This is a genomic window from Butyrivibrio sp. AE3009 (genome assembly GCF_000420845.1).
In the GTDB taxonomy this organism is placed as follows: Bacteria; Bacillota; Clostridia; order Lachnospirales; family Lachnospiraceae; genus Butyrivibrio.
In genome coordinates, this window is the sequence record NZ_ATVS01000008.1 from 88,120 (window position 1) to 108,813 (window position 20,694).

General features: G+C 46.5%; 14 protein-coding genes. 1 reads left to right on the forward strand and 13 read right to left on the reverse strand.

Annotated features, from left to right (window positions below; translation table 11 throughout):
- Window positions 1–29: 29 nt before the first annotated feature.
- The 11 genes from metF to G588_RS0106245 form a co-directional block, all read right to left on the reverse strand.
- On the reverse strand, window positions 30–893 hold the full coding sequence (gene metF, locus G588_RS0106195) for a methylenetetrahydrofolate reductase [NAD(P)H] (RefSeq protein ID WP_022777891.1): 864 nt from the start codon (window positions 891–893) through the stop codon (window positions 30–32).
- A gap of 203 nt (window positions 894–1,096) precedes the next feature.
- Window positions 1,097–2,530: an adenylosuccinate lyase gene (gene purB, locus G588_RS0106200; RefSeq protein WP_022777892.1), complete on the reverse strand. Its 1,434-nt coding sequence runs from the start codon at window positions 2,528–2,530 to the stop codon at window positions 1,097–1,099.
- Between the two features lie 67 nt (window positions 2,531–2,597).
- Complete coding sequence (gene purF, locus G588_RS0106205; protein ID WP_022777893.1) at window positions 2,598–4,040, reverse strand: amidophosphoribosyltransferase; 1,443 nt, start codon at window positions 4,038–4,040, stop codon at window positions 2,598–2,600.
- 116 nt (window positions 4,041–4,156) lie between these two features.
- Entirely contained in the window at window positions 4,157–5,350 is a 1,194-nt protein-coding gene (locus tag G588_RS0106210) for a hypothetical protein (protein WP_022777894.1), read from the reverse strand.
- Window positions 5,351–5,354: 4 nt separating this feature from the next.
- Window positions 5,355–6,203: a hypothetical protein gene (locus G588_RS21345; RefSeq protein WP_022777895.1), complete on the reverse strand. Its 849-nt coding sequence runs from the start codon at window positions 6,201–6,203 to the stop codon at window positions 5,355–5,357.
- A 15-nt stretch (window positions 6,204–6,218) separates the two neighbouring features.
- Window positions 6,219–7,520, reverse strand: coding sequence for a DUF5716 family protein (locus tag G588_RS0106220; protein ID WP_022777896.1), 1,302 nt, complete (start codon window positions 7,518–7,520; stop codon window positions 6,219–6,221).
- Window positions 7,521–7,522: 2 nt separating this feature from the next.
- Window positions 7,523–11,104 (reverse strand): DUF5717 family protein, encoded by a 3,582-nt coding sequence (locus G588_RS0106225; RefSeq protein ID WP_022777897.1) that lies wholly within the window; start codon window positions 11,102–11,104, stop codon window positions 7,523–7,525.
- A 148-nt stretch (window positions 11,105–11,252) separates the two neighbouring features.
- Window positions 11,253–12,470, reverse strand: a complete 1,218-nt coding sequence (locus G588_RS0106230; protein ID WP_022777898.1) for an ABC transporter permease — start codon at window positions 12,468–12,470, stop codon at window positions 11,253–11,255.
- A gap of 61 nt (window positions 12,471–12,531) precedes the next feature.
- The gene (locus G588_RS0106235) at window positions 12,532–13,740 is read right to left on the reverse strand and encodes an ABC transporter permease (protein WP_022777899.1); all 1,209 of its coding nucleotides are present in this window, start codon (window positions 13,738–13,740) and stop codon (window positions 12,532–12,534) included.
- A gap of 21 nt (window positions 13,741–13,761) precedes the next feature.
- Window positions 13,762–15,381: an efflux RND transporter periplasmic adaptor subunit gene (locus G588_RS0106240; RefSeq protein WP_022777900.1), complete on the reverse strand. Its 1,620-nt coding sequence runs from the start codon at window positions 15,379–15,381 to the stop codon at window positions 13,762–13,764.
- Window positions 15,382–15,397: 16 nt separating this feature from the next.
- Window positions 15,398–16,096, reverse strand: a complete 699-nt coding sequence (locus G588_RS0106245) for an ABC transporter ATP-binding protein (protein WP_022777901.1) — start codon at window positions 16,094–16,096, stop codon at window positions 15,398–15,400.
- Window positions 16,097–16,387: 291 nt separating this feature from the next.
- Here G588_RS0106245 and G588_RS0106250 point away from each other — a divergent pair, with 291 nt between their 5' ends.
- A complete protein-coding gene (locus G588_RS0106250; RefSeq protein WP_022777902.1) occupies window positions 16,388–17,170 on the forward strand; it encodes a formate/nitrite transporter family protein in 783 nt (260 codons plus the stop codon).
- A gap of 5 nt (window positions 17,171–17,175) precedes the next feature.
- On the opposite strand, the gene G588_RS0106255 is transcribed toward G588_RS0106250, so the two are convergent.
- Together G588_RS0106255 and htpG are read right to left on the reverse strand one after the other, a co-directional pair.
- Entirely contained in the window at window positions 17,176–18,333 is a 1,158-nt protein-coding gene (locus tag G588_RS0106255) for a hypothetical protein (protein ID WP_155830753.1), read from the reverse strand.
- 125 nt (window positions 18,334–18,458) lie between these two features.
- Window positions 18,459–20,546: a molecular chaperone HtpG gene (gene htpG, locus G588_RS0106260; RefSeq protein ID WP_022777904.1), complete on the reverse strand. Its 2,088-nt coding sequence runs from the start codon at window positions 20,544–20,546 to the stop codon at window positions 18,459–18,461.
- Window positions 20,547–20,694: the final 148 nt, after the last annotated feature.

Genomic DNA, 20,694 nt, shown 5'->3' on the forward strand with positions numbered 1-20,694 from the left:
ATATTTCTCTATATACAGGTATTACCGTATTATCTGATTATTGTTGCCAGATTCCTCATGATGCCGGCTGCTATGTCGGGCTTGTTCATTGAATATACGTGAATATGGCTGACCCCGTTGGATATAAGGTCTATGATCTGATCGCTGGCATAGATGATACCGGCTTCCTTCATCTTCTGAGGGTCATCTGCGAATCTGTCCACCATGATCTTCATCTTCTGGGGAATAGTTGATCCTGAAAGTGCTACGCTTCTGGCTACCTGTCTCGCATTGGTTATAGGCATGATTCCCGGAAGAACAGGCACCTCAATTCCCTTCTCTCTTATTCGGTATAAGAACTGATACAATGTGGAGTTGTCAAAAAACATCTGGGTGGTAAGGAAATCGCATCCCGCATCTACCTTTTCCTTGAGATGCATAATGTCCTCGGACTGCCTTGCACACTCTATATGTCCTTCCGGATAGCAGGCACCGCCGATGCAGATGTTTTCATCCAATGATTTGATATCATAGATAAGCTCTGTGGCGTGATCGTATTCATAGCAGATACGACCTTCCTTGGGGATGTCACCTCTAAGGGCCATTATGTTCTCAATGCCCTTTTCCTTATATACGGAAATCATGTTCCTCACATGCTCTTTGGTGGAGGATACACAGGTAAGATGAGCCAGAACCGGAGTATCATATTTATTCTGAAGGTCGGCTGCGATATTTGCTGTGTTCTTGCTGGTTCCGCCGCCTGCTCCGTAGGTCACGCTCATAAAGTCGGGCTTAAGGGCAGCTATCTCAGCCGCAGCCTTCTCGACCGCTTCATATCCGTCATCTGTTTTTGGTGGGAAAACTTCAAAAGACAAAGTTACTTCTTTTTCTTTGATAAGATCACTAATTTTCATATATTATCCCCATTTGCTTCCTTAATACAAAACTTTTTTTCAGTTCACCATATACTATCAAATACCACTGTCTTTTTCAACAAAATTAGACACCGGATTTGGCAAGATATAATCGATTTATTAGTAAGAAAAAGAGAAGTCAATAAAGGTGCCTGCCCCCTAACAGAGACAGACACCTATTGTCGGCTTCCCGAAAAATCATCTTATACGTTAATCTCTGCTGTTACACCAAGGATGTCCTTGTTGGCCTCCAGAATAGGCTGAACAACTTCGCCAAGGAACTTATCAACCTGATGTGCGCTGCAGCCCACATACTTCCCCGGATCCATTGAAGCCTTGAGTTCATCCAGGCTTAAGTTAAAGGCAGGATCTGCGGCGATGAGTTCAAGGAGATTGTTGTCCTTACCCTCAACCTTGACGGTCTTACCTGCTTCCATGGAGAGTTCTCTGATTCTCTCATGAAGCTCCTGTCTGTCTCCGCCTTTTTTAACCGCATCCATCATGATATTCTCTGTTGCCATGAAGGGAAGCTCTGCCAGCATGTGTTTCTCGATAACCTTGGGATAAACCACGAGGCCATCAACTACGTTGAGGCACAGGTCAAGAACACCGTCTGTTGCAAGGAAGCCCTCGGGTACTGACAGTCTCTTGTTGGCTGAGTCATCAAGGGTTCTCTCAAACCACTGTGAAACTTCTGTGATGGCAGGGTTCAGAGTATCTACGATAACATATCTTGAAAGTGAGCAGATTCTCTCACTTCTCATGGGATTTCTCTTATATGCCATTGCAGAAGATCCGATCTGACTCTTCTCGAAGGGCTCCTCTACCTCCTTGAGGTGCTGAAGAAGTCTGATGTCCTGGGCCATCTTGGTGGCTGACTGGCAGATGCCGGAGAGGACATTAACTACCTTAACGTCAATCTTGCGGCTGTAGGTCTGGCCTGAAACAGCCATGCAGCCCTTGAAGCCCATCTTATCTGCAAGCATGGGATCAAGCTTGTCAACCTTGGTAAGGTCCCCGTCGAAGAGCTCAAGGAAGGATGCCTGAGTTCCGGTTGTTCCCTTGGAACCAAGAAGCTTCATATTATCAAGTACAAAATCAAGGTCCTCAAGATCGATGGTGAAATCCTGAAGCCACAGGGTCGCTCTCTTACCTACTGTTGTAGGCTGAGCAGGCTGGAAATGAGTAAAACCAAGTGTTGGCTGATCCTTATATTTGTCAGCGAACTTAGCAAGTTCGGCGATGACGTTAACAAGCTTTTTGCGAACAAGTTTGAGCGCCTCAGTCATAATGATGATATCTGTATTGTCACCGACATAGCAGCTGGTCGCACCAAGATGGATAATGCCCTTGGCCTTGGGGCACTGCTGTCCATAGGCGTATACATGGCTCATTACGTCATGTCTTACTTCCTTCTCTCTTGCTCTGGCAACATCATAATTGATGTCATCCTGATGACTCTTAAGCTCATCGATCTGCTCCTGAGTAATATTAAGTCCCAGTTCCTTCTCAATCTCCGCAAGGGCGATCCAGAGTCTTCTCCAGGTTCTGAACTTCATGTCCTGGGAAAAAATGTACTGCATCTCCTTACTTGCGTAACGTTCAGATAATGGGCTGCTGTAACGGTCTGTACTCATTTTATCCTCCTTAATATAACAACTTTTATATAATCTACTCCGCGATAACGCATAGCTCCGCTTACACTTATCGCTCATACTCTCCCCTAATATCTTCCTTAGGCGGCTCGATGGGATATTGGCCGGTGAAGCATCCTTCGCAGATGCCGAGGCTACCGCCTACCATTTCCTTGAGTCTCTCTATTCCCAAATAGGCCAGGGAATCTGCTCCGATGATCCTGCAGATGTCATCAACATTTCTGTTATATGCAATGAGCTGGTCTCTTGCAGGTACGTCTGTTCCGAAATAACAGGGCCAGAGGAACGGAGGTGAGCTGACTCTCATATGTACCTCTTTGGCTCCCGCATCACGAAGCATTCTCACGATCCTGTCGGAGGTGGTTCCTCTTACGATGGAGTCGTCTATCATGATTATCTTCTTGCCCTTGACAGCGCTCTTTAAGGCATTAAGCTTGACCTGAACGCTGGACTCTCTGTTCTTTTGCTTGGGCTTGATGAAGGTTCTACCTATATAAGCATTTTTTACAAAGGCCTGACCATAGGGGATTCCTGATTCAAGAGCATAACCGAGAGCCGCTACATTACCGGACTCGGGAACGCCCACAACCATATCCGCATCCACCGGTGAATCCTTGGCAAGGAAACGTCCGGCAGCTATTCTGGCATCGTATACGCTGATGCCGTCGATGGTGCTGTCAGGTCTTGCAAAATAGATATATTCAAAAATACAGCGTGCATGCTTGTCCCCAGACAGGCACATGCTCTTATCGGACTGAATTCCGTATTCGGGAGAAATTGTTACGATCTCGCCGGGTTCCACATCTCTTATGAAGGTGGCACCTATGGTATCAAGGGCGCAGGTCTCAGATGCAAGAACATAGCAGTTCTCTCTTCTTCCTATAACAAGGGGCTTGAAACCGTAAGGATCTCTTGCTCCGATCAGCTTCCTGGGAGACATGATGACAAGGCTATATGCACCCTTTATCCTCTGCATTGCACGTCCCACCGCCTCTTCAACGGACTTGGAAACAAGTCTTTCTCTGGCGATAAAATATGCTATAACTTCCGAATCAATTGTAGTCTGGAAAATAGCACCGGTATAAGAAAGCTCGTGACGGAGCTCCGGCGCGTTGATAAGGTTACCGTTGTGCGCCATTGCCAAGGTACCCTTTACATAATTAAGAACCAGCGGCTGAGCATTCTCTCTTGTGCTGCTGCCTGCTGTTGAATAACGAACATGTCCGACACCTATATCGCCCTTAAGGCTATCCAAAATGTCGGGAGTAAAGGTCTCATTCACAAGGCCCATGTCCTTGTAGCTGCTAACCTTGCCCTTTGGACCCTTGGTCTCGCTGACAGCGATACCGCAGCTCTCCTGACCTCTGTGCTGGAGTGATACGAGTCCGTAATAGATGGATTCCGCCACATCGCCGCCGTCGAAGTCGTACATACCGAAAACGCCGCATTCTTCCCCGAGGCGTTTGTAATTCTCCGTCCTACCTGCGTTCATTTTATGATCTCCTCATGTGAAGCATTATTGTACTTCGCAAAAACTGCCACAAACACGACAATAATAACATCTATGCGTGTATGTGGCAATCATCATTTTTCACAAGATTCAATTAATTATACTCCCGGATATTTATCTTCATATCGGGAAACCATATCCAGAATCTCCTGGGTATATTCAGGATACTGACGGGCCATGTCCTCAATCTCAGACTTGGCATTGCCGGCAACGATATCCCTGTTGTATTCCATGCGTTTTCTTAGATTGGAGCGCTGAACATTGAGGGAATGGCGGATCTCCACCTCCTCATTGTGGTCCAAAAGAGCCTCCACCTGTCGCAGCCAGATATCCGGATCCTTCACCCTGTAGTGGCGAAGCATATACACAAGATCCTTCTGATTGGTATCAAGGAGCTTGCGGGCATCCTCCACAAGGGCCCTCTCCTTCTTTTCCTCAAGATATCTGTCATAGAGGGAAATCAGTTCTTTGGCATTGTTGACTCCATATTTCAGGCAGAGATAATCGATGAGATTGGTGTTATTCACATATCTTATCTTGACCTGGTTCTGCAGCATTATAAGCCTTGAGATGGACTTCCTTACGCCCTTCATCTCCACAGTAGCGTTGGTGCCATGCACATACAAAAGAGTCACTGCAATTCCCGCAAGCAGTATCGCAACCATATAACCGTAGATCACGTTGAGCTTAAGTCCGTATTGAAGTACCAGAAGCGCTATTATTGCCAGAACCAGTGCTACACCCACCACTACAATGAGCTTGTGGGATACGTCGATGCTCTTTTCCAGGTCTTCTTCTCTGAACATGTAGGCTTCGTGTTCACCGTCCAGGCGCTTTAAGTCATTTTTGATCTTCTTCTGATAGCTCTCGGCTTCTGTCAGCTTCTTTATTCCTGAAGGGGCCTCGTTCTCCAGCCTCTCCATACGCTCATAGTCAGTCTCGCTCATGCGGTTCTTGCGCTTGTTGTACTTCTCCTGCTGCTCCTGAGATTCCAGTATTCTTGCAGCGCAGGTATTGATCTCCGCCCTCTGCTCGGGAGGAAGCGCATCAATCTCCTCCATATCCCGGAGGTGACTGGTTACATCGTTGTATTCCATCTCCAGAGCGTCCAGCTCCGCTGCAGCCTCCTCCATCTGCTGAAGGCAGCTGTTTATGTATTCCCTTCTCTGAACCGGATCGTCCATATCCAGATCTTTTCTGGTATAGACAATATCGTTCCAATTCTCCAGCTCTTTTTTGCTCTCCGGATCAATATTTACGTTTCTACCAAAGATGGTGTCGAATATCCCCATTATCTCACCTGCTTACGTTCTTTTCCTTAACAGTAAATCTGTAATCGTCCTTAAGCTCCTCGGTTAAATTTCCTACCTTTTCGTAGTACTCATGCATCTTGCCCTCGGCCTTGTAGACCAGAAGGCTCTTGAGAAGAAGATTCTCATTGCCGGCTCCGTAGAGCTCTGAGGCTTCACTCATCCTTTTTTCCAGCTCAAGCGAAGCTTCGTAGGCATCCTCGTTCTCAGCGATAAAAGAAACATATTCCTTGTCCGTAAGTCCCATTCTAACTGCCGATAAATACTGCAGATAGGACTCATAGTTGTGGTCGTCCTCATAGGCCTTCTTGAACATGCCTGCTGCCAGATCAAACAAAAACAGCTTGGCATACATAACCCCCTCGTTATGCTCTATCATGGCCCGAAGCTTCCTGTCTATGTCGGGAGTGTTGTTAAGCAAAAACTCATACTCCCTGAAAGCCATGGCGAACTTCTCGCTCTTCATGAGAAACTCAGCCCTTGCCAGCCTCTTTTTATAGATATCCATGCCTGCGTTGGCACGAAGGATCTCCTCGGTTCTGTCCACCTCTTCCTTGGAGTTGTAGCCCACGTAGTCCAGAATGGTTCCCGCAATGGAGGCCATTGAACAATGCTTGGCCGACATACTCCTAAGTTCATCCGCCAGCCTTGTGAGAGAACATTCGTAGTCGATCCAGTCGAACAGCTCTCTGTCAAAGCTCTCCTCGTCAAAAAGAAATGCGTTCTGAACAATACAGTAGCACAGCTCCTCTATACAATATACATTTCGCCCTATTCGCTCTATGTTGTAGGGCTCTTTGGCATAGGTTCCCATGCAAAGAATCGGTCTGCTCATATACTGCTCCCAAAATTACAATTCTATGGTCTGCTCCCACACCTTGCCGGTTGCGGGAAACAGCTCGCCAAAGCCCATATCCTGCACCTTGACGTTCACCTCATCCACTGAGGACATGTTCAGTGATATATGAAGCCTTGTGGTTCCGGCAGGTCTCTTCTCAAGGCCCTCCAGATAGAACTGGACAAGCCTTGGACTCTTTCCTGTAAGAGGCGTCACCTGAATATTGATGATGCCGCCCGGATCCATGATTATGTCAAAAGAATTCTCGGCCTCATACCAGTTGACTCCGGCATCAAGCAGGGCGAAATACGCCTCCTTGCCACACTTAAGAAGATTCATTCCAAGGTTGGACTTGAGCTTGTCTTCACCGAGGAAAACAAACTTCCTGCTGTTGTCTGTGGGTCTTATCCTCTCCCTGGCTGCAATACTTGCGCCTTTGCTAAAAAGATTGTTTCCCTGGAAAACACGCCTTGTTCTGCACAAAAACTCCAAGGATCTCTTGGTCCATTTTTCCCTGAATCCGTCTCCAAGAAGAAAGATAGTGGATACGATGCGCTCCGAGCACAGCTTCTGCATTATGGTAAGGAACTCATCGTCCAACCTGTCACAGGCTCTGTGGAATAGTGCCGCATCCTTGGGAAATCCGTCGGGACCAAGCCTAAGGGAATCGTAGCTTGCAGTATCTATGGTAGCCACCACAGGTTTGGTGTTGTGGTTAAGGGTCATCTGCAAGACATTAAGAGTCTCACAGTCGTAGTCACAGGCCAGGATCGTGTGATGCATCAGATCTTCCGGCTGATAGAGCATGTAGTTAAAAAAGCTCTCCTCGTGACTCTGGTAAAAAACATTGGTAGTCTTAAGCTCCAGCGCAGCTGTTACCGCATTGAGCACCTGCACCATTCTGTGGTCAAGACTCCTGGTGGTGAACATAATGGCCTCCACCATATCAAGGGACAGTTCCATTGACAAAAGAGAAAGGCTCCTCTTGATAAAAAGAGTAAGAAGCGCAATAGGGTCATACTCCGAATCTCCAACCTTAACGGGCTTGCCGTCCCTGGCCGCCGCAATAAGTCCCTCCACGGGAATCCCATCGCCCTCATCGATGTGACGGACGGCTTCCTTGCCGTAAAACCACTGATTCACATCCTTCCTCTTACAAAGAACTGTGGGAATATTATATAGTTCTGCTCCCGCCAGCACTGAAAGGGTCTCCGGCATATCCGCATCGGAGGCAAGAAAGCTGATCTGCGATACCTTCTCGCCCAGGTCATACCCCAGTACAAAGCGTTTTTCATCACCGCTTCCAAATAGCATAGTTACTCATCCTCTTTCAAGGGTTTAAATAAATGATCGCAGAGAGACTTTTTCTTGAAATACTCCTGCATCAGCTTGTCCACTGTGTCGTAGTCCTGCAGTGTCTCTCCGATCATAATGTCGTTGATCAGACTGTATCTGGAGCCGGAGCCGGTCTTGACGATATCGTTCTTGGACACCACCGCACTCTCGGTGGTTACAGGGCCCTGCTCTCCCCTCTCCTCAGATACATAATACTGGAGCTGTTCACCGAAGAACAGAACGAAGGAGCACACGTAGATGCCGTCATACATTTCCTTCATCTCCAGGCTGTGATACTTGTTGTCATCGCTGCCGGCAAGTCTGTAATGAAGCATACATACGCTGCCGGGAGTCGTTCTGTATTCAATCATGGTCTTATCGGAGAACTGGTACATATCAGGGCACAGCTCTGCGTAATCCATGAAAAACGGGAAAAAGATTCCCTCCGCAAGAAGCTCTCTAAGGAAGCTGATAACAACCTCCGGATTGAACTCCTCGTCGGCCTTCTTCTCACTGGCATAATGGCGAAGGTAAGAAAGCTTGCACACCTCATCCAGAGGAAGCTTCTCCTGTGCCAGTTTCTCTATTCTCTCGAAGAGATACTTGTCAGTTATCTTGCCGTGAACAAAGTTCTCATAACAGTTGCTGGCAAGAAATGCCATCTCAATATCCGTATTGGCGCCGCTCTGAACATAGGACTGATAGATGAGATTCTTCTCTCCCACATAGGAGCCGCTGTACATCATCTGAACAAGTATTCTCTCAGACAAAGGATAGGTATCTATTCCGAAAGACTCTGCAGCCTTCCAGATATTTCTCATCCCCTTAACAGTGCCGTTGTAATTGGCCACCAGGTATTTCAGCAGCTGCTCGTCATACTTGCTGGCAGAGAAGGCATAAAAAGCAATCTCGGTCTCAGGCCAGAAGCCGTCAAAGGCATCTCTGTCTATGAGCCTTCCGCACAGACGAAGCACCACCTTGGGATCAACTCCGTAGGTGCCGTAGCATTTGAGCCACTCAAGCGCTCTGTCGTAGAGTCCTCCCATAACCATCAGCTCAAGGATATCATTCCTATCCTTGGTCTGAAGCCCTGAAGGATCTATCTCCATCAGATACTCCGTAAGCTGCCTTGTAAAGTCGTTGTCATAGTAAAAGCGCACCAGATTGTTCCTGATCTCGTCCCTGCAGCTCTTTCTAACCAGCTCAGAGGCGGCCAGATCCTTGTATCTGCCAACATTCTCCATGTTGATGGTATAGGCGTTTTTACCCAGGTCGCAAAGGAAGAGGTCAAGATTTTCCTTGCCCTTTTGAATATAAGGAATGGCATAGGAGGCAACTCTTCCGGGAGCCATGAGTCTGATGCTGCTGTAAGGTACGCTGGCGGCATATCTGTTCTCCTGCCTGTCGGCCAAAAGGATAGCATAATCAGAACCGTACAAAGGAACGAAAGCAACTCCGTCCGTAAGAGGATATCTCATCTCCCTCTCGCACTTGTCATAGACAACCAGCACTTCGCTGATACGCTTGTCCTCAGTTCTGATCTCTGCGGTGTACAGAACGCTCAGAACCTTGGAGGCGTTGGCTGCATCCACCATTTGTTTGGTCAGAAGATTCTTGTAGAGATACCCCAGCTCCCTGCTGATTCTGCCTTTATCCAGCTGCGCCAGCATAAACTTCTCTATCTGCGGTCTGAAGCTCTCATACAGCTCAGGAAAATCTTCTCTGTTCTCGTGAACGTATTTGTACAGTATGGCGTTCTTGTCATACTCAAGATCCGACTGATAGGAAAAATACATCAGTATCATCCTGCTGATCTCGCAGGGAAGATTCCCCTCCTGATCGGTGTAGATGGACATCATATAGTACTCATACAGTCTTGTTATATGAAGCTCTCTCTCAACACCCTTGGCATACCATGCAAAACTGTCCCTGTCGGTCTTACCGCCTTTTATCAAAAGAGAAACGATGGCTTCAAGGACTTCGTCGCTCTCCTTGATCTCATAGCAGGCCTTAAGGACTGTAAAGAGCTTTTTGTCAAAATTTCTGACCCTCATGGAGAGATATACAATCTGGTCCATAAGGTTCAGGCTGATGATCTTCCTCCTGGCGCCGTACATAAGCACATACAGCTCATACTCATCCAGATTGGTGAGAATGGGGGGAGTCTCATTTAACAGGTTCATGGCCTCCATATAGATAATGGGGCTTCTGGAACCAAAAGAGAACTGCTGCTCAAGCATCATCCATTTTCTTGGTGTGCTGGAGCTGTATTCCTCAGAGACGAACTGAAGGAGCCAGGCGATGCGCCAGTTGTCGGGATTTCTCCTGAATATTCCCTCCATTCTCTCCGCTATGTCGTTGATATAGGCTTCCTCTCTGCTACAGAGAGTTGATAGATACAGGAAATAACAGTACAGTGTATCTCCCGGTGCCTCCTCTACTTCCCTCTCGGCGTGGTCCAGAATCCATTTACCCTCGTTGACTCTGCCGGCGGTAATGTAGTAATGGGCGGTATAGAGTCTGAACTCCAGGTCCTTCTCATCAAGGGCATTCATCTTGGAGATGATCTTGCCGGTCTCGGATACCCAGGCCCTTGAAGTTATTTTTTTACAGCTGAAGTTCTCGTATACTCTGATAAGCTCTAAGATGAGCTTCTTTTTCTCATGATAATCACTTCTGAAATGACTTCCGGTAAAATCAACGGAAACAGTCACCGGAACCTTGACGGAAACATAGGCGTTCTCGAAGGTTATGCAGCCAAAATTATTGCCGGAATGAAGCTTGTCCGTCTTGAGACGTAGCCTTACGCGGCAACTGCTGCCGGAGAAATCCTCCTCGCCTATCTGATATTTATCCAGAGATATGAAGTCTCCGTCCACCTTGGCGGTCAGCTGTGTATAGCCCCAGCCGTTTCTTGACAGAATGAAGGTGGTGTCATGGGACAATCCTGTGAAATCAAGAAGGATCTCCTGCTGATCCGGTATATAAGTCACAGGCTGCTTCTTGTTGATGGAGATCAGGAACTCCTCCACGTTCTGTTCACTTCCGGGAATCTGAGACAGACCTCTGTAGAGGCTCTCGTACTGCCCGTCATTTCCCTTGAATATGGTTATGAAATCAGAGGAATAGAAAAGATTCACCGCCTCTGCCCAGTCAGTCTTGGCAAGGTTGGCAAAATGAAAAAGATTCTTAATATCTCCCAGGCTCGAAGCTATATGGTCAAGTCTTACGGTCACCACAAAGGGCAGAAGATACTCTCCCTGATTGGAGATAATGCGAAATTCTCCCTGAAGAACATCTCCGGGAGTTAAGCCTATTGCATTGAATCTGTAGGATACCTCAAAGGGTGATCCCGAAAACTCAGGTGTAAGAACGTCCATGCGGACATCACTGGAGATTATACGGCCCTCGGTAAGCCTTCCCTCCGGACCGAAAACAGTAAAGGTACCCTCGATTGTTTCGCCGGTACCTAAAGAAAGCTCCACTCTGGGAGTAGAGAAGTCTAATTTTTTCTCTGTATATTCAAATTTCCCCTTTAAAAACTGGTCAATTATCTCTCTCAAAACTTCACCCCAATAAACCTAATAATCTTATATAGTATATCATAAAGGTAGCTAAGGGGGACAGTCCCCATCAACAAACTGTGAACAACATAGTCTACCGGTAATTTTAATAGTTCACAATTTGTTAATGGGGACTGTCCCCTGCCGTTTATTCCGTCCTGAGAGCCTCGATGGGGTCAAGCTTGGCTGCACGTTTGGCGGGGTAAATTCCAAAGAAAAGTCCTATTCCCGTGGAAACTGCCACAACCAAAACCACCAGCTCCGGTTTAACAATGAAAGAGAACTCCACTACCTTGCAGATGATGAAGGAAATAGTCATTCCAAGCGCCATTCCTATAAGACCTCCTGTGAAGGTAAGGATAGCAGCCTCAGCAAGGAACTGGGTCAGAATGGAACTGGTTCTTGCACCGAGAGATTTGCGGATACCGATCTCTCTTGTTCTCTCCGTAACCGATACGGTCATGATATTCATAACGCCTATTCCTCCAACCAGCAGAGAAATAGCTGCGATTATTGCAATTACGGAAGTGATGATATTAAGGATTGTTTCTGTTGTCTGGTCAAAACCTGAGCCTGCAGAAACCTTGACCGCATTTTCTCCGCGAAGTCCAAGTATGTTCTCAACAACAGAACGTGCCTTGGAGAGAACTTCATCTTTGTTCTCACTGTCAAGATATATGGTGAAGCTGTTTATGAAATCATCAAGATCGTACTCCATCACATCGCCCAGGCCCGTGAACGGAGCCTCTGCCATCAGGATAATGTTATCGCCACCGTACATGGCATAAGCCTTGTCCATAGTATTGTCTTCTCTTACACCCACCACGGTAAATTCTCCGGTCAGACCATAGCAGTCCACTTCGAAGGTCTCACCCACAACTTCCTCATATCCAAAGATATAATTGGCTGAAGTCTGGCTAAGAACGATGACTTTTTTGTCATCCTCCACATCGGATTTGGAGAAATATCTTCCGTGAAGCATCTTAACACTGCCCTGCTCCACCAAGGATTCACTGCCGCCGGTGATATACAGATCCGCAGTGCCTTTCCTGCCGTTAACGGTACCCCATCCTGACATAGAAGGTGAAATGCCGTAAATATTGGGAATATTGCTCTCGATTTCCCTAAGCTGCTGCCTTGTGACAGTCTTGTCTGTCTTGGTTGTATCAAGACTTATGGAGATGGTGGTGGCACCGATTGAATCCATCTCAGAATTGACGGTAGCCTTCATGCCATCGCCTATTATAAGCACTGTAAGAACAGCTGCGATACCGATAATGATACCCAGCATGGTAAGAAAAGATCTGCCCTTATTAGTGCGTATGCTTGATACTGCGCTTTTTATGTATTCTCCAAAGGTTCCCAATTTATTGCCTTTCCTGATCAGTAGCAAAATTGTTGCGCTTCAGACATTTGATCTGACAACATCAAAGTCTGAGGGCATCTATCGGTTTCATCTTCGCTGCTTTTCTTGCGGGATAGATTCCGAAAAAGAGTCCGATAAGTACTGAGAAAAACGCCGCTCCGATAACCGAAGTCGGTGTGATTATTACCTTAAATCCTATAAGTGTACAGATAATGTAGGCCATTCCCATTCCAAGAAAAATTCCCACAATTCCTCCAAGAAGCGTAAGGATCGCAGCCTCTGCCAGGAACTGTGTCAGAATGGCGCCTGTACTTGCTCCGATTGATTTGCGGATACCGATCTCCCTGGTCCTCTCAGTAACGGAAACAAGCATGATATTCATAACACCTATTCCGCCTACCACAAGGGATATTACAGATACCAGAAGAAGGAAGGTTCTGGCATATCCCAGGATCTGATCAAGTTGTTCGGAGATATCCGCCATGCTATAGGCTGTCAAAGCCTTAGTTCCGCGAAGTCCGTGCCTGTTGGTAAGAATGTCTCTTGCCTTATCAATGTTTTCTGTAAGGATACTCTGATCTGCAAAAAGCATCATGGAATAAAAGGTATCAACATTGAAATCGTAGTCTACGCCCATGGAAGTATAGGGGATCTCTATGGTAGCGTAGTAATCCTGCCCCTCCATAATGAACTCGTAGAGCCTGTTCATACTGTCTCGAAGGCCTATTACCGTGTAAGTCGCTGTCTTACCCCAGATGGTCATCTCAAGCTCCATGCCGATACAATCCTCGGTTCCGAAGATCTTTTTGGCATCGTCCCTTAGCATAACGCAGACCTTCTGATTACTGTCAAGCTGCTGCTTGTTGAAATACTGACCTTTGACGATGTCGTTGCTCATGGCATATCTGTAGGCCGGAGCAACGCCTGTGATCTGAGCTTCGAAGGTCTCTCTTCGGCCCTTTACCTTGCCATAGGTCATAAAGTCGGGAGACACACCCTTAATATCCGGAAGCTGTTCCTCCAATAGTTCGATATCATCAAGTCCAAAGGTCTCCGATGTCTTGGAAGAATCGATGGAGATCTGTCCGTAGTTACCTGCAATGCCGTTGAGCTCACTCTGTACGAATTCACTCATTCCGTTACCGAGAGAAACAACAGCGATAACCGCAGCGATTCCGATGACAATACCCAGCATGGTCATGGCAGTACGATAGCCGTTTCCTATTATCTGTTTAATTGCACTTTTAAAATACTCGCCAAATTTACCCATCTGTAAAAAAAGTATCTCCTATCAGCCGTTCATCTGTGAGCTGTCAACTACCACCATTCCCTCAGTAAGAGTTGAAACGTCGGAGGTGATAACTTTGTCTCCGGACTTGATTCCCTCAAGGATCTGGGCATCTGTGCTGGTGGCGATTCCGATGGTAACGTTCTTTCTTACCACGGTATTGTTCTCAACAACATATACGTAATCGCCCTCAGAATCAGTCTGGATGTACTCATAGGGAAGGACCATTGTGTTCTCTGCCTTCTCGGCGTGAATCTTGTTGCTGGCCTCAACTCCCAGAATAATGTCTGAATCAGGATTGGTGATCTTGATGGTGGTGGCAACAATTGCAACACCGTTGTTATTCTTGGTGGCATTACCGGAGATCTGTGTGATCTCGCCGTTATAGGCCTTGCCATTTATTGTGATATCAACCTTCTGTCCGATGGCAATCTTGGGAAGGTCACTCTTGGATACTGAAATAGAAACCTGAACATCATCAAGGTTGGCCATTGACAGGATCTGGGTTCCGCTTGTTACGGTAGCACCTTCTACGGCGCTTACAGCTGTAACAACGCCGTTGAAATCAGCCTTAACTCCTGCCTCTGCCTTCTCAAGCTTGGCAATGGTATCATTCTGTGTAAGCTCTGTGGATTCATACTGAGCCTTGGAAGACTGAGCTGTTCCGGGGTTCACCAGTGAAGCCTTGGCGGACTGAAGATGGCTCTGCTCCTCCTGAAGGGCTGTGATCTGATTCTTCCAGGCCTGGATCTCCTCATCTGTGTTGAGCTTGTACTGAACGTCTGTCAAAGTCTGCTGAAGAGCAAGGCTGGCCTGTCTGTTCTCGGGAGAAGCATCCTTGTTGTCATCGGAGCTGTCCTCGGTTCTTGTGATAAAGCCTGTATTGCCGTTCTCAAAATACTGCTCATAATTATCACCGATACCATTCTGGTTAACATCCTGCATGGTGTTCTGGATGTCCTTGATGGTCTGATTGATCCTGTTGGTCTTCTCGGTGATCTTGTTGTTGATGGCATCGATCTCAGCTGTGATGGCATCAAGTCTTGCATTGATCTGCTCTGCATTCATGCCCTGAGCATATTTTCTGTCGGCAGCGGCGGTTCCGGAGTAGAGACTGTTGTAGCTACCCTTGGCCTGTGTTATGTTAAGCTCCGCTGTCTTCTTGGCAAGCTCGATTGACTCCTGATCGTAGGTATAGAGCATACTTCCGCTGGTAACCTTATCTCCCACTTTGACATTGATCTCATCAATAGGAGCTGTAACATCTGAAAAATAGGTCTTGGTCTCAGCGCTCTCAACCGTTCCCGAAATAGAGAGAATGTTCTCGATATCTCCCATGGTTGCCTCGCAGGTATCAACAAGAACTATTGCGTTCTTGGCTGCGTTAATTCCTCTTACTACGAAAAATGCAATAAGAAGAGCCACTACTGCAAGAACGATCCATCTCTTCTTAAGCTTCTTTTTCTTCTTGGGCGTATCATGAAGATCGATGCTGTCATCCTCATCATAGATCTCCACTGTGGATCCGGTGGTTTCTCTGATCTCTGCGGAGGACTCGGCTACTGTCACCTTTTCTTCCTGCTGCGCGTTCTCTGCACTATTCTTGTTTTCCTTGTTTGACATTGTCTTCCTCCCTATATCACTCTTTGTAATCCGGATTGATGATATCGCTCTGTATCATCCCGTCTGAAATCGTTATTATTCTCTTGGCCTGCTTGGCTATGCCGGGGTCATGGGTGATGATGATGACCGTTCTGCCCTCGTGATAGAGCCTCTTGATGATCCTGATGATCTCCTTGGTGGAGGCTGTATCCAGGTTACCTGTAGGCTCGTCAGCAAGAAGAATGGGCGGTGCCTGTGCTATAGCTCTTGCTATGGCAACTCTCTGCTGCTGACCTCCGGACATCTCATTGGGCTTGTGGGTCTTTCTCTTTTCAAGACCTACGCTGTTAAGTGCAGAATTGGCAAGCCTTTCTCTCTCTTTTTTGCCAACACCTCTGTATATAAGAGGAAGCTCCACATTCTCAAGGGCCGTAAGTGATGGTATCAGGTTAAAGCCCTGGAATATAAAGCCGATCTCTCTGTTCCTTACATCCGACTGTTCATCGTCGGTCATATGGGAAACATCCTGTCCATGCAAATAATATTTGCCGCTGGTAGGTGTATCAAGGCATCCCAGCATGTTCATAAGTGTGGATTTTCCTGAGCCGGACTGGCCGATGATGGCGACAAACTCGCCCTCTCCGATGGTCAGAGTCACATGATTAAGGGCCCTGACTTCATTTTCTCCCGGATTGTATATCTTGCATACATCCTTTATCTCAACTAGTTTCTTCATGTTTCTCCTCTTAAGCAGACAGGGCAGTTTCCAAGAAAAAGCCTCCCAATAGACCAAGCCCCTGTCTGATATCGCGCTAATAAAATTGTACGCAACCTATTGTAGTATATAACGTTTCCAAAAATAAATAAAGCTATTTAATCTTGTCAGATATAAAAAAATTATAAACCATACCTGTGCGTTTTTGTCCAAATACACCAATTTTGGCCCCGGTTTGCACTGATATGGTCAATATTGTATGATTATAGAGGTTTTTTAACCGTGAAAAATGTTTTTTGGAGGAATTATATTATGAAATCACCTGCTGAAATCGCAAGCAGATATGAAGCTGCAGGAAAGGGGAAGACAGAGCTGGCTGCCGGAAAGACATTTCTTCTTGGCATCCTGGCCGGAGCCTATATTGCTCTCGGGGGCCTTGGAAGCCAGATTGCAAGCTGCTGCGCCGCTGACCCTTCCGCTGCAAGAATGGTAAGCTCTGTTGTATTTCCCATAGGTCTTTTTATGGTGCTTATAGGAGGCGCTGAGCTTTTTACCGGCAACTGTCTTATTATCATCCCTGTTCTGTCCGGCAAGGCTAAGCTCACAGGCATGCTCAGAAACTGGGTCCTTGTATATTTCGGAAATATGGTGGGCGGACTTATCATCGCCCTTAGCGCAGCCTTTAGCCACATTTATTCCTTTGATGGCGGTAATCTCGCTACTATGGTCGTTAACACTGCTGTTACCAAGGCAAATATTTCCTTTGGCGACGGACTCCTTAGAGGAATACTGTGTAACGTTCTGGTATGCCTTGCGGTATGGTGTTCCTTTGCTGCTGATGAGCTGGCAGGCAAGGTACTGGCTCTGTGGCTTCCCGTTATGCTGTTTATCATCTGCGGCTTTGAACACTGCGTAGCCAATATGTACTTCATTCCCGCGGGCCTTATCACCTCTGCTGTTTACGGTGTTCCCGCTGAAGGCCTGTCGCTTTTTGGCTTCTTTATCACCAACCTGATCCCGGTAACCATAGGCAATATAATAGGCGGAAGCCTTTGTGTCGGCGCCGCCTACTATGTAGCATATTTAAAAGACTGATCTTATCAGAACTGCGCTCCTGCAACCTGCAGCTCTTCTTCAGACTCTGAGGATGATGCCTGCAGGTTTTCTTTTTGCTCCTTCAAAAAAGGAATGTCGTAGTCGATCTCTTTTGCCAGATAAATGATACCTGCCAGGTAAACAGCATCTCTCTTGATGAAAGCTCTCTTTATCTCATAGTCGATCTTCCTGTGAAGCTCTTCTGTATCAAATTCCTTAAGCACCTTTACAGCATGTACAAAATAAGGTGCATCCACACTTCCAAGGCATTTGAAAAGAAAATCGATGCCTTCCTTATTGGCGGGATAGCCTATGCCTTCAAGAACTGCCACACCGTTGCAAACACAGTACTCATTCTCATAGCTCTTAAAATCAAGGACAGTGCTGGTGCTCTTAAGCTCAACTTTTTTGATCTGTTCTATGGCATATTCAAGCTGCTTCTCACTAAGAACATTTTTATGCATCGTTGATACGGCATCGATTCCCGAAGAACAAACCCGTGAAAGTTCAATCTCAAATCTGTAACGAAGATCCTCCCAGTCGGCTTTCTCAAGGTCTGTCCCACAGGCTCTGAGGGCTTTATCATAGGTTTCTTGAAGGATACCTGTGCTGCGGGGCTGGGTAAGAAGTTCCTCATAATAATCTGAATTGGGATGGAGCTCGGCAAGAGCCCTCTTAACATCGGGATGCCCCATCATAAACTGAAAATATGCGGTCTGGCCGTTTAGCATTACAAGTTGTGATCCAAAGCTCTTGTAACCTGCAATAAGAGCAACCGGATAATATCTTCCGAACACCTTGATCCACTTGCGGCTCTTACTGATCTTGACAATACCGCTCTCCGAGTTATCAGAATAAACATAGGGAACAAATTCTTCGTCCGTAAGAAAAGCATCCACCTGCTCACTGCCCAGGATCTTCTGCCATATGGGAACGCTTGAAAGAGCGTCCATTGCGTTGGAAAAATTGGTCACGACAAATATGATGTAAAACATGAGACCAGCCAGCAGAAGCTTGGATAATCTGTCGGCTCCTGCAGCTGAAAAATGCACGTTACAGTCTGCTATGATTCTAATTACTGAAATAAATACTACGGGCAAACTTCCTATAAACAGAACTCTCCTGAATGTGCCCATTAATAATCTTTCCAAATACTGTTTCATTGTTACTCCCAAATAAATACTTTTTTCTTGTTCAAATAAGCTTCAATTAATATAAAAAAATTCGCCAGGAAATTCAACGAATTTCTTGGCGAATTACTAAGCTGTATTATGCGATTACAGAAATATTATTTTGCAAGAAGCATCATGATATCATTGCTTCTCATAACGAACTTGCTCATGGCCTCGCCCTCAAGCGGTGCATTCTGGATGCGGGCAAGATCGTAGAGCTGTTCGCAGATCATTCTTGTGTTGGCGCCGTCCTCGTTCTCAAGAACATACTGTACAAGAGGATGGTTGGCATTGAGGATAAGAGTCTGTCCTTCATTTCCAAAGTCGCCCATGCTCATGCCGTTCATGGCATACATCTTCATCATCTCAGCCATACGTCTGGATTCCTCTGATACGGTGAGCATTGAAGATACCTTTTTGTCCTTGAGCTTCTCAAGCTTAACGGTGAGCTTGTCGTTCTTAAGAGCCTTCTTGATCTTCTCTGCAAGGCCCTTCTCCTGCTCCTCAAGCTCTTTTGCAGCCTTCTTGGAGGTCTTGGACTTAAATGAATCTGTGAGGTCAGCGTCGATTCTAAGGAACTTGATGCCCTCGTTCTTGCGCTCAAGCTGCTCCATGAAAGGTACGTCGATGTTGTGGTTCATGATGAAGGCATCCATCTTCTGGGCCTTGAACATGTTGATGTACTGACTCTGCTGCTGTTCATCGGTTACATAGTAGATGGTGCGGGGCTCCTTGTCCTCTTCCTTATCGTCAGCCTTGGAGTCTGCGGAATCTGTCTTGGCATCGTCAACTACCTCTGCCTCGACCTTGTTGCCATTCTCATCTACTGCCTCTTCCTCGGCTGCTTCCTCTTCGGCTTCCTTGTTGATCTGAAGAGCCTCGGGTGTTGTGAGGTACTTGCCGTCAAGGTTCTTGAAGAGGATGTAGTCTGTCATCTTCTCGCAGAACTTGTCGTCGCGAAGGCAACCGTATTTGATGAAGGGACTGATGTCATCCCAGTATTTGTCGTAGTTCTCTTTGTCGGTCTTGCACAGGCCTGCGAGCTTCTCAGCAACCTTTTTGCTGATGTACTCGGAGATCTTTTTAACAAAGCCGTCGTTCTGAAGGGCCGATCTTGATACGTTAAGAGGAAGATCGGGACAGTCGATAACGCCCTTAAGAAGCATCAGATACTCAGGGATAACTTCCTTGATGTTATCTGCGATGAATACCTGGTTGTTATACAGCTTGATGGTTCCCTCGATGGATTCAAACTCCATGTTGATCTTGGGGAAGTACAGGATACCCTTGAGGTTGAAGGGATAGTCCATGTTAAGGTGGATCCAGAATAAAGGCTCCTTGTAATCGCGGAATACCTTTCTGTAGAACTCCTTGTACTCCTCATCTGTGCAGTCCTTGGGGGTCTTGGCCCAGAGGGGATGTGTGTCGTTAAGAAGCTGAGGTCTTCTCTTAATCTTGTACTGAAGCTCGGGCTCCTCTTCCTCACCCTCTTTCTTCTCAGGGTGAACCTCTTCTATAACTGTATCTGACTCAAGCTTCTCAGAAGCCTTGATGGTCTCTGTGCCCTCTTCGTTTTCTCTTGAAAGGTAGATCTCATAAGGCATGAAGGAACAATACTTCTGGATGACCTCTCTTGCCTTGTACTCGTTGCAGAACTCAAGGCAGTCCTCTGAGAGGTGAAGTGTGATGGTGGTACCAACTTCAGTCTTGTCTCCGTCTGACATCTCGAAATCAGAGCCGCCGTCGCAGGTCCAGTGAACAGAGGCTGCGTCTGACTTATAAGAAAGTGTGTCGATATCTACGTTCTCTGCAACCATGAAGGTTGAATAGAAACCAAGACCGAAGTGACCGATAATCTGATCTGCGTTGGCCTTGTCCTTATATTTATTAAGGAAGTCTGTGGCACCTGAAAAAGCCACCTGATTGATGTACTCCTCAACCTCCTCAGCTGTCATACCGATACCGTTATCGACGATCTTGATGGTCTTCTCCTTGTCATTTAAGATGATGTCCACACGGGGCTTAAAGCCTTCCGGCAGCTCATACTCTCCCATCATATCCATCTTGCGGATCTTGGTGATCGCATCGCAGGCGTTGGATATTACTTCTCTGTAAAAAATATCATGATCCGAATACAGCCATTTCTTGATGATCGGAAACATGTTCTCGCTGTTAATTGATAAATTTCCCTTTTTGGAAGCCATAACTCTCACTCCTTCTCATAAAGATAATATCCGCACGAATTCATCGTACAAAATATATTTTAACCCCTGAAAAGTAAAAGTCAATAAAAAATTAGCACTCGTTAGAAACGAGTGCTAACAAAAACTTTTTTGTTGTGGTTTATGCCTT

Bases quoted from the DNA above. Each gene is read 5' to 3' on its own strand.
- G588_RS0106250 (WP_022777902.1), top strand. From the start codon at position 16,388: ATGAAATCACCTGCTGAAATCGCAAGCAGATATGAAGCTGCAGGAAAG.
- G588_RS0106245 (WP_022777901.1), bottom strand. From the start codon at position 16,096: ATGAAGAAACTAGTTGAGATAAAGGATGTATGCAAGATATACAATCCG.
- metF (WP_022777891.1), bottom strand. From the start codon at position 893: ATGAAAATTAGTGATCTTATCAAAGAAAAAGAAGTAACTTTGTCTTTT.
- G588_RS0106235 (WP_022777899.1), bottom strand. From the start codon at position 13,740: ATGGGTAAATTTGGCGAGTATTTTAAAAGTGCAATTAAACAGATAATA.
- purF (WP_022777893.1), bottom strand. From the start codon at position 4,040: ATGAACGCAGGTAGGACGGAGAATTACAAACGCCTCGGGGAAGAATGC.
- G588_RS0106255 (WP_155830753.1), bottom strand. From the start codon at position 18,333: ATGAAACAGTATTTGGAAAGATTATTAATGGGCACATTCAGGAGAGTT.
- G588_RS0106210 (WP_022777894.1), bottom strand. From the start codon at position 5,350: ATGGGGATATTCGACACCATCTTTGGTAGAAACGTAAATATTGATCCG.
- G588_RS0106220 (WP_022777896.1), bottom strand. From the start codon at position 7,520: ATGCTATTTGGAAGCGGTGATGAAAAACGCTTTGTACTGGGGTATGAC.
- htpG (WP_022777904.1), bottom strand. From the start codon at position 20,546: ATGGCTTCCAAAAAGGGAAATTTATCAATTAACAGCGAGAACATGTTT.
- purB (WP_022777892.1), bottom strand. From the start codon at position 2,530: ATGAGTACAGACCGTTACAGCAGCCCATTATCTGAACGTTACGCAAGT.
- G588_RS21345 (WP_022777895.1), bottom strand. From the start codon at position 6,203: ATGAGCAGACCGATTCTTTGCATGGGAACCTATGCCAAAGAGCCCTAC.
- G588_RS0106240 (WP_022777900.1), bottom strand. From the start codon at position 15,381: ATGTCAAACAAGGAAAACAAGAATAGTGCAGAGAACGCGCAGCAGGAA.